Source organism: Aureimonas sp. OT7, from assembly GCF_014844055.1.
Taxonomy (GTDB): Bacteria; Pseudomonadota; Alphaproteobacteria; order Rhizobiales; family Rhizobiaceae; genus Aureimonas; species Aureimonas altamirensis_A.
Genome location: NZ_CP062167.1, coordinates 69,501 through 84,728, shown reverse-complemented (window position 1 = coordinate 84,728; position 15,228 = coordinate 69,501). Strand labels below are relative to the sequence as shown.

General features: G+C 66.4%; 16 protein-coding genes and 1 pseudogene. 4 read left to right on the top strand and 13 right to left on the bottom strand.

Going from position 1 to position 15,228, the window contains the following annotated elements:
* Positions 1-124 precede the first annotated feature (124 nt).
* The 11 genes from IGS74_RS00395 to IGS74_RS00345 all read right to left on the bottom strand — a co-directional run bounded on the left by IGS74_RS00395 (position 125) and on the right by IGS74_RS00345 (position 10,568).
* Positions 125-901 (bottom strand): L,D-transpeptidase, encoded by a 777-nt coding sequence (locus IGS74_RS00395; RefSeq protein ID WP_192388674.1) that lies wholly within the window; start codon positions 899-901, stop codon positions 125-127.
* A gap of 64 nt (positions 902-965) precedes the next feature.
* Positions 966-1,301: a hypothetical protein gene (locus IGS74_RS00390; protein ID WP_192388672.1), complete on the bottom strand. Its 336-nt coding sequence runs from the start codon at positions 1,299-1,301 to the stop codon at positions 966-968.
* Positions 1,302-1,433: 132 nt separating this feature from the next.
* Positions 1,434-2,111 (bottom strand): RraA family protein, encoded by a 678-nt coding sequence (locus tag IGS74_RS00385; RefSeq protein WP_082016237.1) that lies wholly within the window; start codon positions 2,109-2,111, stop codon positions 1,434-1,436.
* A 30-nt stretch (positions 2,112-2,141) separates the two neighbouring features.
* A complete protein-coding gene (locus IGS74_RS00380) occupies positions 2,142-3,137 on the bottom strand; it encodes a hydroxyacid dehydrogenase (protein ID WP_192388670.1) in 996 nt (331 codons plus the stop codon).
* Positions 3,134-3,994 carry a CoA ester lyase gene (locus IGS74_RS00375; protein WP_192388668.1) on the bottom strand — a complete coding sequence of 287 codons (861 nt, stop codon included), beginning with the start codon at positions 3,992-3,994 and terminating at the stop codon, positions 3,134-3,136. The genes IGS74_RS00380 and IGS74_RS00375 overlap by 4 nt, the downstream gene beginning before the upstream one ends.
* Positions 3,991-5,217: a CoA transferase gene (locus IGS74_RS00370; protein ID WP_192388666.1), complete on the bottom strand. Its 1,227-nt coding sequence runs from the start codon at positions 5,215-5,217 to the stop codon at positions 3,991-3,993. Before IGS74_RS00370 ends, IGS74_RS00375 begins: the two co-directional genes overlap by 4 nt.
* Before the next feature lies 1 nt (position 5,218).
* The gene (locus IGS74_RS00365) at positions 5,219-6,295 is read right to left on the bottom strand and encodes an ABC transporter ATP-binding protein (protein ID WP_192388664.1); all 1,077 of its coding nucleotides are present in this window, start codon (positions 6,293-6,295) and stop codon (positions 5,219-5,221) included.
* Entirely contained in the window at positions 6,288-8,006 is a 1,719-nt protein-coding gene (locus IGS74_RS00360) for an iron ABC transporter permease (RefSeq protein WP_039194817.1), read from the bottom strand. Before IGS74_RS00360 ends, IGS74_RS00365 begins: the two co-directional genes overlap by 8 nt.
* Positions 8,007-8,085: 79 nt before the next feature.
* Entirely contained in the window at positions 8,086-9,186 is a 1,101-nt protein-coding gene (locus IGS74_RS00355) for an extracellular solute-binding protein (protein WP_039194818.1), read from the bottom strand.
* A 2-nt stretch (positions 9,187-9,188) separates the two neighbouring features.
* A complete protein-coding gene (locus IGS74_RS00350) occupies positions 9,189-9,938 on the bottom strand; it encodes an IclR family transcriptional regulator C-terminal domain-containing protein (protein WP_192388662.1) in 750 nt (249 codons plus the stop codon).
* Between the two features lie 357 nt (positions 9,939-10,295).
* On the bottom strand, positions 10,296-10,568 hold the full coding sequence (locus IGS74_RS00345) for a hypothetical protein (protein WP_039188680.1): 273 nt from the start codon (positions 10,566-10,568) through the stop codon (positions 10,296-10,298).
* A gap of 203 nt (positions 10,569-10,771) precedes the next feature.
* Here IGS74_RS00345 and IGS74_RS00340 point away from each other — a divergent pair, with 203 nt between their 5' ends.
* Positions 10,772-11,212, top strand: a complete 441-nt coding sequence (locus IGS74_RS00340; protein ID WP_246722799.1) for a YqaA family protein — start codon at positions 10,772-10,774, stop codon at positions 11,210-11,212.
* 78 nt (positions 11,213-11,290) lie between these two features.
* Positions 11,291-12,103: a Ku protein gene (locus IGS74_RS00335; RefSeq protein ID WP_192388659.1), complete on the top strand. Its 813-nt coding sequence runs from the start codon at positions 11,291-11,293 to the stop codon at positions 12,101-12,103.
* A gap of 4 nt (positions 12,104-12,107) precedes the next feature.
* On the opposite strand, the gene IGS74_RS00330 is transcribed toward IGS74_RS00335, so the two are convergent.
* Entirely contained in the window at positions 12,108-12,929 is an 822-nt protein-coding gene (locus IGS74_RS00330; protein WP_192388657.1) for a Ku protein, read from the bottom strand.
* Between the two features lie 150 nt (positions 12,930-13,079).
* Between IGS74_RS00330 and IGS74_RS00325 the strand changes: the two genes are divergently transcribed.
* Both IGS74_RS00325 and IGS74_RS00320 read left to right on the top strand, forming a co-directional pair.
* Positions 13,080-13,910 carry an aldo/keto reductase gene (locus tag IGS74_RS00325; protein ID WP_192388655.1) on the top strand — a complete coding sequence of 277 codons (831 nt, stop codon included), beginning with the start codon at positions 13,080-13,082 and terminating at the stop codon, positions 13,908-13,910.
* A gap of 104 nt (positions 13,911-14,014) precedes the next feature.
* A pseudogene (locus tag IGS74_RS00320) lies at positions 14,015-14,284 on the top strand (aldo/keto reductase); the annotation flags it as partial.
* Positions 14,285-14,297: 13 nt separating this feature from the next.
* Here the strand turns inward: IGS74_RS00320 and IGS74_RS00315 are convergent.
* Positions 14,298-15,218 carry a LysR substrate-binding domain-containing protein gene (locus IGS74_RS00315; RefSeq protein WP_192388653.1) on the bottom strand — a complete coding sequence of 307 codons (921 nt, stop codon included), beginning with the start codon at positions 15,216-15,218 and terminating at the stop codon, positions 14,298-14,300.
* Positions 15,219-15,228: the final 10 nt, after the last annotated feature.

Here is a 15,228-nt window from a genome sequence, read left to right as displayed (position 1 = left end):
TCCGTCCTGATAGACGATCGGACTGCCATCGCCGCCGAGAACAACCAGCCGGTGACGCTATCCATCTCGCTCAACGGCTTTTCCGCCGCGCTGCAGCGCCTCCGGTCCCTGATGTAGGCACCGCTCAGGCGTTGCCGGGTGGTGGTGGCGCCAAGCCCTCTGACCGGCCCTCTGCCAAAGGCGCGCCGGGCAGTCCGTCCTGATACACGACGATCGGACTGCCATCGCGGACCGTGACGTACAGGTGGATGACATCCTGGTTCAGAAGACGGATGCAGCCGGATGAAACAGCCTTGCCGATAGACCATGGCTGGAACGTTCCGTGCAGTCGATACAGCGTATCCGCGCCATTCTGGTGGATGTACAGCGCCCGCGCGCCCAGCGGGTTACGCGGTCCCGGGTCCATTCCGCCATTGGCGATGCTGTAGGGTTCCAGCTCGGGCTGGCGGGCCACCATGGAGTCCGGCGGCGTCCAACGCGGCCACTCCCGCTTGTATGCGATGACGGCGCGGCCGTCCCAGGCGAAGCCGTCGCGGCCGACGCCGATACCGTATCGCGTCGCCATGCCGTTCTGCCCGACATGGTAGAGATACTTGGCCTGCGTATCCACGACGACGGTGCCCGGTCTTTCCGCATGGGGAAAGGCGACCTCCTGCCGCCATAGACGTTGCGGAATGGCGGAAACGTCGACGGCCTCGACGGGGAAGCGCTCGTTCGGCAGCGCCTGGTACATCAGGGGTATCGCAGGGGGCGGCGGTGGGGCCGGCGGCGCCGGTGCCAAGGGCGGTGCCGGGGTCGCCGTAACGCAGCCGCTGAGCAGAAAGGCGCTGCCGCCGGCCAGGAGGCTGCGTCGCGTCAGCCTGCCGGGCCCGGTCGGGCCTTCGGTTGATCGATCTGTCATGATGTGTCTCGTTTCATCGTCGACGCCGCGGTGCCGGGGGGCGCCGCGGTCTTCGACGGTCCATTCAGGAAAGGGTGGCCTGAAGGGGCGAGCCTCTGGGGGGCTTGTCGCCGGGCGGCACATGCCGGGAAACGGCACGTTCGGTGAAGCACGGGAAATCCTGTTGGCTGCCGCTGCCGCGCTGCGGCAGGACATGATCCGGCAGGATGCTGGAAGCGACCTGGCAGTAGAACAGCCGCGCCTCGTCCGACCATGTGTCGCCCAAATCGGTTGCCACGTCGATGACGGGGCGATGCTGATGGCTGCCGGCACGTTCGGCCGCCCGCTCGGCTGCGGCGACCGGGCCGAGAAGCGACATCGCCGTAACGACGACCATCAGAAGAACACGCAGGGCAACCAACGGTCGCATTACCCCAGGATAGGAAGACAGAACGACCAATAGGGAAGCAAGGTGTCGAGACTTGGGCGCGCCCGCTCTATGGCGCCGCGCCAGGATAGACGCCCGGTTAGGCGCGGAAATGCAACCTTGCGGTCAGGCGATCATCTCGCAGCCGGCTGCTTCGAGTGCCTTGTCGACCCAGCTCCGGTCCAGCGTGCCGGCCAGCGTGTCGCGCATCTGCCGGTCTTCCGCCGCCTTCTTCTTCCGTGCTCCCTCCAGCACGGTCGCGGCATCGGCGCGCGGTACGCAGACAACGCCATCGGCATCCCCCAGGACAAGGTCTCCGGGGGCGATGGGCATGCCGTCGAGCGCGATGGGAAAGCCGATTTCGCCGGGGCCGGTGCGGTATGGTCCGCGATGGGTCACGCCGCAGGCGAAGACGGGCAGGCCGCGCTCGGCGATGGCGGCCGAATCCCGGATCGCGCCGTTCAGCACGAAGCCGGCGACGCCGCGCTGGATGGCATGGACCAGCATCAGCTCTCCCATCAGGGAATTGCTGAGGTCTCCGCCGGCATCGACGACGATCACGTCGCCTGGCTCGGCCATGTCGATGGCCTTGTGGATCATCAGGTTGTCGCCCGGCCGGCAGCGGACGGTCAGCGCCGGGCCGCACAGGACAGCATCGCCATGCATGGGCTGGATGGCCGGTCCGGCCGCCGCCAAACGCTGCATCGAATCGCTGACATTGGCGGCGGGAAGTTCGCGAAAGGCGGCCACGATGGCGTCATCGACGCGTGTCCAGCTCTGCTTGATGCGGAATCCATAGGGCATGGGCATATCTTTCCGTAGGGAGAATGCGGTTCAGGCGGCCAGGCTGGCCGGCAGCGCGAGGCTGCGTGCGTCCGGCGGATTGCCGTCGAGAACGCTGATGATGTGGCGGGCCGCCGTCTCCGCCATGGTAACGGCCGACCCTGCGGTCACGCCGCCGACATGCGGCGTGACGATCAGGTTCGGGGCGGTCCAGAGCGGGCCGTCCGCGGAGGGAGGCTCGTTGGCGAAACTGTCGAGCCCGGCGCCGGCGATACGCCCGTCGGCCAGGGCGGCGGCAAGCGCCGCCTCGTCGATGAGGCCGCCGCGTGCGGTGTTGACGATCAGCGTCCGGGGCGCCATCCGCGCGATCAGGCCGGCATTCACGATATCGCGCGTTTCCCGCGTCAGCGGGCAGTGCAGGCTGAGGATGTCGATGTCGGCGACGAGCGCTTCCAGACTGTCGGTCGAGGCCAGGCCGGCGGCCTCGACGCCGCCGGCTGCGTGTGGGTCGTAGACGGTGACGCTCATGCCCAGCGCGCCGGCAAGACGCGCGGTCTCGCGTCCGATGGCCCCGAAGCCGATGAGGCCCAGCCGGGCACCGGCAATATCCCGGCCGATGAAACTCGGCTTCGGCCATTCCCCTGCCTTGACGGCGGTATCGAGCCTTGGAAACTGCTTCAAGAGTGCGACCATCAGGGCGATGGCGTGTTCGGCCACCGCGAGCGCGTTGGAGCCGAGAGAGCGCAGCACGGGGATATTGCGGGCGGCCGCCGCTTCGAGATCGACATTGTCGACGCCGACGCCATGCTTCACGATCACCCTGAGCCGGTCGGAACCGCCGATGACGGAGGCGTCGATACGCCCCTGCCGAACCATCAGCGCGTCCGGCTGAAGGTCGGCCATGCGCGCGGCGACGACCTCGGGCGGATCGTAGGGCGGCGAGAAGAAGACGTCGATGTCGTGCGCGTTCAACAGCGCCACCGCACTGGGTGCGATGCTGTTGTGCGTCACCAGCACGCGCCGTGTGCGCGGTTTGCCCATCGTCATGCTTGCGCTCCGTTGTCTTGCGGGATGCGCGCCAGGACGGCGCGCGCTCGGGTTACGATGGGCGCGTCGATGAAGCGCCCATCCAGCGTGAAGGCCCCGACATCGCGGCCGGCCGCTTCTTCGCTGGCCGCCACGACGCGGCGCGCCCAGGCGATGTCGGCTTGTGTGGGCGCGAAGGCCGCGTTGAGAATGGGGACGATGGCCGGATGGATGCAACTCGCGCCATCGAAGCCGAACTGCCGCGCCTCCTGTGCGGCTGCGCGCATGGCCGTTTCGTCGGCGTAGTCCGCGACGCTGCGCAAAAGGCCGAAGGACAGGAGCCGTTCTGCCTTGGCTGCCATGTGCACGAGCAGCTTGGGCAGGCGCAGCACCTCCGGCGTCGGTTCGGCGCCCATGTCCGTGGCGATATCCTCGCCCCCCGTCGACAGGGCCATCACGCGCGGTCCCCTTGCGATGGCCCGCGCATCCAGCACGGCGCCCGGGTCTTCCAGCAACGGCACGAAGCGCAGCGGCGCACGGCCAAGCGTGGTTTCGACCGGCGCGAGCCTGTCGGCCAGCTCGGCCAGAACGTCCATGCCCCTTACCTTGGGAACATAAAGGCCGAATGCGCCGGCGCGGCATGCGGCCTCCGCATCGTCGAAGATCAGCTCTCGCTCCGCATTGATGCGCACGAAGGCCTTGGCGCCGCCTTTGGAGACGTCCGGTACCGCGTCGGCAAGGCCGGCGCGCGCCGCTTCCTTGGCATTAGGGGCAACGGCATCCTCGAGATCGAGGATGATCGCATCCGCGCCGCGCCTGTGTGCGCCCGCGATGAAACGCTCGCTCGATGCGGGCACGTAGAGAAGAGAGCGGATCATTCCCTGTCCTCCCGCACGTGCGCATCCCGACCGGCCGGCAACGGCTCCAACCCCAGCTCGGCGAGGATCTCTTCCGTATGCTCGCCCAGCGCCGGGGCCGGATGGCGCCATGCGCCGGGCGTTTCGGAAAGGCGCGGCACGATGTTGTGCATGGGCAGGCTGCCATTGTCGGCATCCTCCACTTCCACCACGATCTCGCGCTCGTGGAAGTGGGGGTCTTCGGCGATATCGGCGATATCGTAGACCGGGCCGACGGTTGCCCCGGCGGCGCGCATCTCCTTCAGCGCCGCGTCCCTGTCACGCGTGGCAAACCAGGCGCCGAGCGCGGCGTCGATCTCGTCGCGGTGGCGCACGCGGTCGGCATTCGTGGCGAAGCGTGGGTCGGACTTCATATCCGGCCGGCCGATGATCTCGAGTATCCGGAAGGCGACGACCTGCGTGGAGCCCGACAGGGCGACATACTTGTCGTCGCCGCACCGATAGACGTTGCGCGGCGAGACGGTATTGGAGGCGCTGCCCGACCGCTGCTTCACCTTGCCCGTCACCCGGTGGATGGCGGCTTCCGGCCCGAGCACCGAAAAGATGGGCTCCAGCAGGGAAAGGTCGATCACCTGTCCACGGGCAAGCTCGCGCTGGCGGGCCAGGAGTGCTGTGGAAACCGCCTGGGCGCCCTGCAGCCCGGCGATCATGTCGGCCAGCGCAAGCGGCGGGAGGACCGGCTCCCGGTCCGGGAAGCCGGTGCGGGCGGCAAAGCCGCTCATCGCTTCGACCAGGGTGCCGAAGCCCGGATACTGCGCATACGGGCCTGTCTGGCCGAAGCCGGAGATGCGCACCACGATCAGATCGGGGTTGCGCTCCAGTAGGGTCGCCGGCGCAAGGCCCATCCGCTCCAGCGTGCCGGGGCGGAAGTTTTCGATGAAGACATCCGCCGTATCCAGGAGGGCCAGCAGAGCATGCCTGTGCGTATCGTCACGCAAATTGAGCATGATGGAGCGCTTGTTGCGACCATAGGTCTTCCAGTGCAGCGATTGCCCGTCATCGCGCCAATCGCGCAAGGGGTCGCCGGCGGGGGGCTCCACCTTGATGACGTCGGCGCCGAAATCGGCCAGTTGCAGCGACAGCATGTTGCCGGCGACGAGGCGCGACAGATCGACGACGCGGATTCCCTGCATGGGCCCGGTACGGGCCGGATCGAAGCGGAGGGGCGGTTTTGCCTCAGGCATGTCAGGCAGCCTCCGGCCCGGCGGCGAAGACGGTTGTGGCGGCCTGCGGAATGCGCACGAAGACGCGGTCCTCAGTGACCGGTCGTGTCGTCTGGATGCGGAATGTTTCTCCCGCACCGGCAAGCTCGTACTGGTACACCGAGCCGAGATAGGTGCCGGAGCGCACCTCGGCCGCAAAGCCGTTTTCGGCCGGGCCGGGCACGATCTCGATGTTCTCCGGCCGCACGGCCACCACGAGCGAGCCGTCGCTGTGCGCGTCGCCGGCCCCGGTGCTGATCTGCGTGCCGTCCGCCAGCGCCACTCTGGCCCCGGCCGCATCCTTGCCCAGCAGGCGCCCCGACAGGAAGTTGGAAGACCCGATGAAATCGGCGACGAAGGCGTCGGCCGGCCGCTCGTAGATTTCGTTCGGCGTACCGAGCTGCCGCATGCGGCCCGTGCTCATCACAGCGATCCGGTCCGAGACCGCCAGGGCCTCGGCCTGGTCGTGCGTCACGTAGATCGTGGTGACGCCCAGCCGCTCCTGCAACTCGCGCAGCCAGACGCGGGCGCGTTCGCGCAGCTTGGCATCGAGGTTGGACAAGGGCTCGTCCAGAAGCAGCAGGCCGGGACGGTAGACGAGGGCGCGCGCCAGCGCCACGCGCTGCTGCTGGCCGCCCGACAGCTCGAACGGGTAGCGATCCGCGTAGGGGGTCATCTCCACCAGGCCCAGCGCCTCGGCGATCTTCTCGTCGCGCTCTGCCCGCCCGATGCGCCGCAATTGCAGCGGAAAGGCGAGGTTTTCGGCCACGGTCTTGTGCGGCCACAGCGCGTAGCTCTGGAAGACGAGGCCGATATTGCGCCGCTCCGGCGCAACCTCCACGCCGCGTTCGCCGTCGAACAGGACCGTGTCGCCGATGCGGATCGTGCCGGACGTGGCCTTGTTCAACCCCGCGATGGAGAACAGCGTGGTGGATTTGCCGCAGCCCGACGGCCCGAGCAGCGTCAGGAACTCGCCCGAGGGGACGGTGATAGAGACGTCGTTGACGGCGGTGACGCCGCCGTAGCGGATGGTGAGGTGGTCGAGGACGAGGTCAGCCATAGATCCGGGCTCCCAGGACGCGGCGCGCGAGGATCACGAAGGCCGCGGTGATGACGACTTGGATGGTTGCGAGGGCGGAGACGGGTCCGTTATCGCCCTGTGCCACGAGCTGCAGCATGGTCGTGCCGATGATTTCGGAGCCCGGCTGGTACAGGAAGACCGCCGTGACGTACTCCTTGAAGAAATGGATGAAGAGCAGCGCGAAGCACGAGAAGAGCGCCGGCTTCAGGATCGGCAGGATGATGCGGGTGACGGTGGTCCACCAGTCCGCGCCGGATATGCGCGCGCCCCTGTCGAGCTCGTCGCCGATCTGCGAGAGGGCCGGCGCGATGGCCCCGAAGCCCACCGGGATGTAGCGCAGGATGAAGACGATCATCAGCACGTAGATCGTGCCGCGTATGACGTCGAGACCCGGAATCCAGACGAGCGCATAGAAGAAGCCGAGGCCGGCGATGATACCGGGCAGCGAGCGCGGGAACAGCGCCAGATACTCCAGCGGCCGGGCGTAGCGAAAGTCCGAACGCCGCGCGATCAGCGTTACCACGGCGATGAAGAAGGTGCCGATGATGGCGCCGAAGAAGGACACGAGAACCGTATTGACGATCGAGCGGACATAATTGCTCGATGTCAGGATCAGCTCGAAATTGGCGGTCGTGACGAGTTTCCAGAACGGGATCAGCGGCGTCAGGAAGGTGACGCTGGCGCGCATGAAGATGCCGCCGAACACCGCGATGATGGTGAAGAAGACGTAGGCGAAGACGATTGCGAAGGCGAACCAGCGCCACGGCCCGAGATCCAGGATCTGGGGTCGGCTGGCCTTGCCGCGCACGGTGACGAAACGGCCGGAATCCTTCATCAGCCGCCCCTGCAGCCACACCAGGAAGGCGACGACCGCCAGCAGGATCAGCGCGGCCGCGCCGACGATGCCGTAATCGGGCTGCACGGCGGCATTGATGCCCTTGTCGTAGAGGAAGGTGGTGATGGTCATGATGCCGCTGGGGCCGCCGAACAGCAGCGGAATGGCGAGCATCTCGATGCCGATGACGAAGTTGAGCACGGCGGAGTAGATGATCGCCGGCCGCATCATCGGCACCGTCACGGACCACAAGGCGCGGAACGGGCCGGCGCCGGCCGAGCGCGCCGCCGATTCAAGCTGCGGGTCGGCCTTGGTGACGGCGCCGATGCACATGAGGTAGGTCAACGGAGCCTGGCTGAGCCCGGCCACGATACCCATGCCGGTCAGCGAATAGAGGTTCCACGGCACGCCGCCGAACCAGCCGCGCACGGCCAGCGAGAAATAGCCGGACGGCCCGTACATGGTGAACCATCCGAAGGCGATGACGAGGTTGCTGACGAAGAGCGGCCAGATCATCAATTCGCCCATCCACGTGCGGCCGGGCAGGTTGGTGCGCCCGATGATTACGGCGGCGACGGCGCCGAACACCTGCGCGATCCCCATGGTGAGCATCGCGAAATACAGCGTGTTCAGGAAGATGCGCCCGATGCCGGCTTCTCCCAGCAGGCGAACGAAGTTCGTGAGCGTGAAGGTGTTGTCGTCGGCGTAGAGCGGCTCGGCAAGGAAAGCCTGCACCGCGATCGGGGCGATGGGCCCGATGACGAGCACCGCCGTCAGCAGGGATACACCCCAGAAAATCAGACGCGAACGGTCTATCGCGGGGGCGTTTGCCCGCGCTGGCGCACTGTGGGACATCGTGTTTCCACCGGGTTGTGGGCGGTGTTGCGCCCAGGCTGCCGTGGGCGCCGCCGTGCGGCGGCGCCGGCGCTTGCGGTCAGCGCCCTTGCAGGGCGGCGTTCCACTTTTCGACGAAGGCGGGCGCCTCGGTGATCAGGCGCTGGTCGAAGCCGGCCTCGATCACGTTGTCGGCGCCGATCTGCTCGGCGATGCCCTGGTAGGTGTAGCGCACCTCGCTTTCCTCGACATCGTCGCGGTAGGGTACCAGCCCGCCCTTGCCCAGCAGCGTCTGGCCGGCATTGCTGAGGGCATAGTCGACGAACAGCTTGGCCGAGTTGGGGTTTGCTGCCTGCTTGGGGATGCCGAGCCCGCGCAGCATCACGATGGTGCCGTCATCGGGGAAGGCGAAGCCCAGGATTTCGCCGCCCGGCTGCTCCAGCCGGGGGAAGATGGTGATGCCCGAGACGGCGACGCCGATGACATACTCGCCGGTGGCGATCTTCTCGTTCATCGGGCCGCCGGATGTCTCGCCGCGGATCATCGGGCCGATGGCGCGCAGGTGCTGCCAGCCTTCCTCTCCCTTGGCGTTCATGTAGGCCCACCATGCGGCAAGGCCGAACGAGTTGCGCGCGGCATCGTAGGTGGTGATGCGCCCGTCGAAGGTGCCTTTATCATCCACGGCGGCGGCCGACAGCGCGGCAAAGCCGGATGGACGCTGCTCTTCCGGCAGGAGCGCCGCGTTGTAGGTGATGACGAGCGGGTCCGCCGAAAGCACGGCGACGCCCGGATAGGGGTTCGCGAAGTCGGGCAGGTGGGCGAATTCCGGACTGTCATAGGCCATCATGCGGCCATCCTTGCCGTAGCTGGCCCAACGGTCGTTGGCACCCGATACGAGGATGTCGGCGGTGCGCGAGCCGCTGCCGGCCTCGGCCTCCCACCGCGAATGGACGGTGCCGGAACCGAGGTCCAGCGTCTCGACGTTGATCCACGGATAGGCTTCCCGGAAGCCGGCGATGATCGGCTGCCAGTTGTTGTCGGCCATGTTGGAATAGATGACGAGGCCGCCTTCGCCACGCGACGCCTCGACGATCTCGCCGTAGGTGTCGGGATAATAATCGGGCAGCGCGGGCTGGGCGAGAGCCGCTCCGTTGAGCGCCGCGACGAGGGCGAGCCCGCCGATCATGCTGGACATGCGCATTGTCAGTTTCCTCCCGGGATGCGTTTGTTATGGGTGCGGCGCTGCAACTCCTCCGTCACGCGCGCCGCCGTCTGGACGGCCTGTTGCGACAGGCTGTCGATCTGTGCGGCCACCCTGTCGCGGGGGCCGGAGATGTTGATGGCGGCCACGGCCCGGCCATCCGCTCCGAAGACGGGCGCGGCGACGCCGGCCGCCCCTTCGACGACGCCCTTGCCATTGTAGAAGAAACCGTTTGCCCGGCAGGCGGCCAGGTCGGCCTCCAGCGCCGCAGGGTCCGCGTCGAGCGTGGCGATAAGGGCTTCGCGCTCGGCTGCCGGCATCCATGCCATCAGCGCGATGCCGCTGGCCACCTGATGCGGTGCGCGGGGCGCCGTTATGTCCCGGTCATAGCGGATCTCGCGGTCGGGCAGCAGCTTGTTGAGATAGCGCACCTTGCCCTCGTCGAGCACGGCGACGAAACCCGTTTCACGGACGGTGTCCACGGCGGCGCGCAGCCTTGGCTCCGCCACGCGCAGCAATGTGCCCCAGGCCCGGCCGGTGGACCCCATCTCACCCGGCAGCCGGGCCAATGCGTAGCGGCCATCGGGCAGGCGCTCGGCGTAGCCGCGATCCACCAGGATCCGCAACAGCAGCAGCATGGAGCTTTTCGGGGTAGCCATCGCCTGCGCGGCATCGGCGAGCCCGACGGGCGCAACCTGCCCGGCCATCCATTCGACCAGATCGAGTATCCGTTCGGCTCCGCGCCCGCTCACCCCTGGCATCCTCCCAACCGTTCATTATTTTGAACGCATTTATTATGATGCATAGTAGGCCTACCCAATATCCGCGTCAACCCTTGAGCCGGTAAGGCCGGCGCAAGCGGCCCTTGCACGCAGGTTCGAATGGCCTGCATGGCCCGTCCGGCGGGCGTGCCGGCAAGCTCGATAGATCGTGGATGGGGGGCTTACGGATCGCCATCGCGGCAAGCAGGCAAGCAGGGTCTTGGTGGCATCGGCTTCGCGGAGCCGTGCCGCACTTGGGAGAAGGGCCGCCACGGCCGACGAAATCCGCGGCCGGTACGCTTTGGCGAGGGGGCGGAAGCGCGGACGAAACCGCCCCACCGCCAACCTCTAATAGTAGTTCACTTCCCAATCCGCGAGGGCGTGCTGGATGCACTCCCTTGCGAGCTCGAGCCGCATCCGGTTGAGTTGCGACTGGCGGAGCTGCCAGCGGCGCTCACTTGCGGTTTTCACCAGCTTGCGTGCGACGGTCAGCAGGTCTTCGGGAACGATTCTATGGGCGATGCCCGTGAATGCATCCACCGGCAGGAGATAGCCGTCTTCGGTCTCGACGAGACGTCCGGGGATATGCCTCCATTCGCCGGTCTTGAACCGGACGTGCATCAGCCCTTCGCAGGCGGAAGGAATGATGCAGACGGTGGAGGAAATATGTTAGAGGCTGGATTAGCCATGATGCTCCTGTTCCTTAGCTGTGAGCGTTATGGTTAGGCCCGGTGTGGGAGAGCCACCTCCCCATCGGGCCGATTGATTTGTAGTTTATCGTGCAACATTTGGCAATGCCGGGGGTTGCTGCGCGGGGTCGTTGCTTGGCCGGATTGGCGGGACTGTTTCTGGCGGCCTTTGTGGCGGCGACGCTTCTGCCGGCGCAATCCGAGGCGGTGCTGGCCACGCTGGTCGCGTCGGGAACGCACGCGGCCTTCCTTCTCGTCAGCGTCGCGACGGCCGGCAACGTGCTGGGATCGCTGGTCAACTGGGCAATCGGCCGGCAGGTGGAGCGTTTCGCAGGGCGGCGCTGGTTTCCCGCGTCGCCGAAGCAGATGGAGCGGGCGAAGGGCTGGTATGCGCGTTATGGGCGCTGGTCGCTTCTGGCAAGCTGGGTGCCGGTGATCGGCGATCCGCTGACGCTGGCCGCCGGCATCATGCGCGAACCGCTCTGGAGCTTCCTCCTGCTCGTCACCATTGCCAAGGCCGCGCGATACGTTGCCGTCGTTGCAGCGACGCGTCAGATTGGCTCCTTTATGGCTTGAGCTGGACGACAGGATGATAGAGGCGTGGAACGTGACTGACGTCTTGCCGTTTCCCGAGGGGTTCGGAGAAGGTCGATCATGGCGCCGCGCACATTCTGGAAGGGCTATCTGAAACTGTCGCTGGTGACGTGCCCCGTCACCATGATGCCGGCGCTCACCGACCAGGAGAAAGTGCGCTTCCACACGCTCAACGCGCAAACCGGCAATCGCGTCGTCAGCCGTTATGTCGACTCGGAGACGGGCAAGGCCGTGAAGGAAGAGGACGAAGCGCGCGCCTGGCAACGTGGTGAAGATGATTTCGTCGTGCTGGAAGACGAAGAGATCGACGCCGTCGGGCTGGAAAGCACCCGCACCATCGACATAGAGCGCTTCGTCAAACGCGATACGGTCGGATGGGTCTGGTTCGACAGGCCGCATTACGTGATGCCGAGCGATCCGGTTGGCGAAGAAGCGTTCGTCGTCATCCGCGAGGCCATGGCGGCGACCGGGACGGCAGGCTTGTCCCGCGTTGTGATGTACAGGCGCGAACGCCCCGTCCTGCTGGAGCCGCGCGACAAGGGGATCGTGCTCTGGACCCTGCGCTATGGCGACGAGGTCCGTGAGGAGAAAGACTATTTCACCGGGATCGGGAAACCGAAGGCGGATGCCGCCTTGTCCAGGATGATGCTGAAGCTCGTGGACGCCCGCATGACCAACTGGGACCCGGCAATGGTCGAGGACCCGGTACAGGACAAGCTGATCGACCTGATCGAGACGCGTCGTAAAAAGCGGAAATCCAGGACGACCGGCCGGAAACAGAAGGCCAGCCCCGCGCCGGAGGCCGCCGGCAACGTCATCAGCATCATGGATGCCCTTCGCAAGAGCCTCGACGACAAGGGAAAGAAGAAGTAGCGCTTCAGCTCGCCTTCTTGATCTTAGCCGGCTTTTCTTTCGTCTTCCGGCCTGCCGTGCCCGCGCTTTGACGCAAAGCCTCCATCAGATCGACGACCTTGGCGCTCTTTCGGGGTTTGACGGCCTTGGGCTTGCGCCCTTCCGCCTTGGCCTTGACCAGTTCGGCGAGTGCCTGCTCGTAGCGGTCCTCGAACGTATCCGGCTCGAAGCGCCCGGCCTTCGATTCGATGATGTGGCGGGCGAGATCCAGCATCTCGCCCTTGATCTTCATGGCCGGGATCTTGTCGAACGCGTCGGCGGCGGAGCGCACCTCGTAGTCGAAGTTCAGCGTCGAGGCGATCAGGCCATCGCCATGCGGACGGATGAGAAGGGTTCGGACGCGGCGGAACAGGACGGCCTCCGCCAGGGCCGCCACCTTGCGCTTCGCCAGAGCGTCGCGGATCAGCACGAAGCTTTCCGCGGCATGCGGCTCGGACGGCGCAATGTAATAGGGCTTGTCCAGATAGACGTCGTCTATGCTGCTGCAGGGTACGAAGGAAGAGATGGCGAGCGTCTTGTCGCTTTCCGGTACGGCGGCCGCCACTTCTTCCGGCGTCAGGACGATGTAGTCGTCCGGCCCCGTCTCGTACCCTTTCACCTGGTTGTCGCGCTCGACCGGCTTTTCGGTCTCGCTGTCCACGAAGATGCGGCGGACGCGATTGCCGGTGGACCGGTTGATCGTATGGAAGGCGATGCGGTCCGATGTGGAGGCCGCCGTGTAGAGGGCGACGGGGCAGGCCACCTCGTCGATCTTGAGATATCCCTTCCAATTGGCGCGCGGCGACACGGCGTTTCCCCGATTGTTCAGACCTGCGGGAGAAACGGGAATAGCGAGCGACGCGTTCCCGAAGCGGTTGGAAATGCCGTCCCGGCACCCAATTATGGGGCAGGGGCCGGGGCATCCTGTCCGGCCGGGACATAGGAAACGGATATTCGCATGACCTCCCAGACCTATCTCGAACTCAATGACGGCCGGCGTATTCCACAGGTCGGCCTTGGCGTGTTCAAGGCGGATGACGACGCTGCTGCCACGGCCGTTCGAACCGCCATCGAGACCGGTTACCGGCATGTCGATACCGCGGCGATCTATGGAAACGAGGCAGGGGTCGGCAAGGGCGTGCGCGACAGCGGCATCGCCCGCGAAGACATCTTCATCACCACCAAGGTCTGGAACGACGCCCAGGGTTTCGAGGCGACGTTGAAGGCCGCCGAGGAAAGCCTTTCCCGGCTGAAGCTCGATTATGTGGACCTGTACCTGATCCATTGGCCCGCGCCGAGCCGCGACCTCTATGTCGATACGTGGCGCGCCCTGATCCGCCTGCGCGAGGAAGGCAAGGTAAAGTCCATCGGCGTCTCCAACTTCACGGCGGAGCACCTGGACAGGATCATCGCCGAAACCGGTATCGCGCCGGTGCTGAACCAGATCGAGCTTCATCCGCGCTTCCAGCAGACGGCGTTGGCCAGGGCCGACGCCGAGCGCGGCGTCCTGACCGAAAGCTGGAGCCCGCTCGGGCGTGGCGCCATGCTGGACGATGCGACCATCGGGGAGATCGCAAGCCGCCTCGGCCGGACGCCGGCACAGGTGATTTTGCGCTGGCATGTCCAGAACGGCTTCGTCGTCATACCGAAGTCGGTGACCGCAAGCCGCATCGCCGAGAATTTCGACATCTTCTCCTTCGAACTGACGCAAGAGGACATGGCGCGGATCGCCGGGCTGGACGATGGCGGCGGGCGGATCGGGCCGGATCCGATGACGGCGGAGTTCTAGGGCCTCGGCCTTAAACCGTACAGGGAACCGGCGCGAAATGCCGCGCCAGTTCCCGCAAGGCCTCGACGGATGGGTTGGGCTGGCTGGCGCGGCGGCAGGCGAGAAGCTGGAGCCCGCTCGGGCGTGGCGCCATGCTGGACGATGCGACCATCGGGGAGATCGCAAGCCGCCTCGGCCGGACGCCGGCACAGGTGATTTTGCGCTGGCATGTCCAGAACGGCTTCGTCGTCATACCGAAGTCGGTGACCGCAAGCCGCATCGCCGAGAATTTCGATCTCTTCTCCTTCGAACTGACGCAAGAGGACATGGCGCGGATCGCCGGGCTGGACGATGGCGGCGGACGGATCGGGCCGGATCCGATGACGGCGGATTTCCAGGCCCTCGGCCTCAAACCGTACAGGGAACCGGCGCGCCATGCCGCGCCAGTTCCCGGAAGGCCTCGACGGATGGGTTGGGCTGGCTGGCGCGGCGGCAGGCGAGAAGCTGGAAGCGCCGCGCCCATGCGTCGGAAAGCGGCGCGGCGGCGACGTCGGTTCCGGCCAGAAGGTGCAAGGCCGTCGCCCGGACGAACCCGATGCCGAACCCGGCCTCGACCAGACGCACCAGGGCCGAAAAGCTTTCGGCGCGAATGCGCGTTCCAAGGTTTCGACCCAGTTTGCGCGCCGCCTCCGTCAGCAGCCTGTCGAGGGCTCCGTGCTCGTGGAAGCCGACCATCTCCTCCAACGGCATATCGGAAAAGGCCACCGGCCGGCTGGCGACGAGCGTCGGGGCGAGGGCATGGTCCGACGGCGCGATGACATAAACCCTGTCGTCGTCGAACGGCTCGGTATCGAAGGCCGACATGTCGTGGTTATCGGGCAATATGGCGATGTCGACGCGGGCGTCCTCGAGCGCGGCAAGGTTGGTGACGGCGGGCATCTCTTCCAGTTCAAGCCGGATGTCCGGATGCATCCTTGCAAACTCCGCCAGTACCTCGGGGGCGCGACCCGATAGGGCGGATGTGGTTGCGGCGATTCGCAGGAGCCCGGAGCGCCCCTGCGATATGGCCTGCATCTCGGCGTCCAGGTCCAGGATCCGGCGCAGGATGCGGCGACAGCCGGCCGCGTAGATGCGCCCCGCGGCGGTCAGCACCATGCCTTGCGGCAGCCGTTCGAACAGGGCTATGCCCAAGCGCGCCTCCAGCTCCGAAATGCGCCGGCTGACGGCAGAGGGCGCGATATTCTCGCGGGCGGCGGTACGTCCGATGGAGCCGTCGCGTGCCAGCGCCAGAACCAGTTGCGCCGTCACCGCATCGAAGCCCTGGTTCATGCGTGGCCTG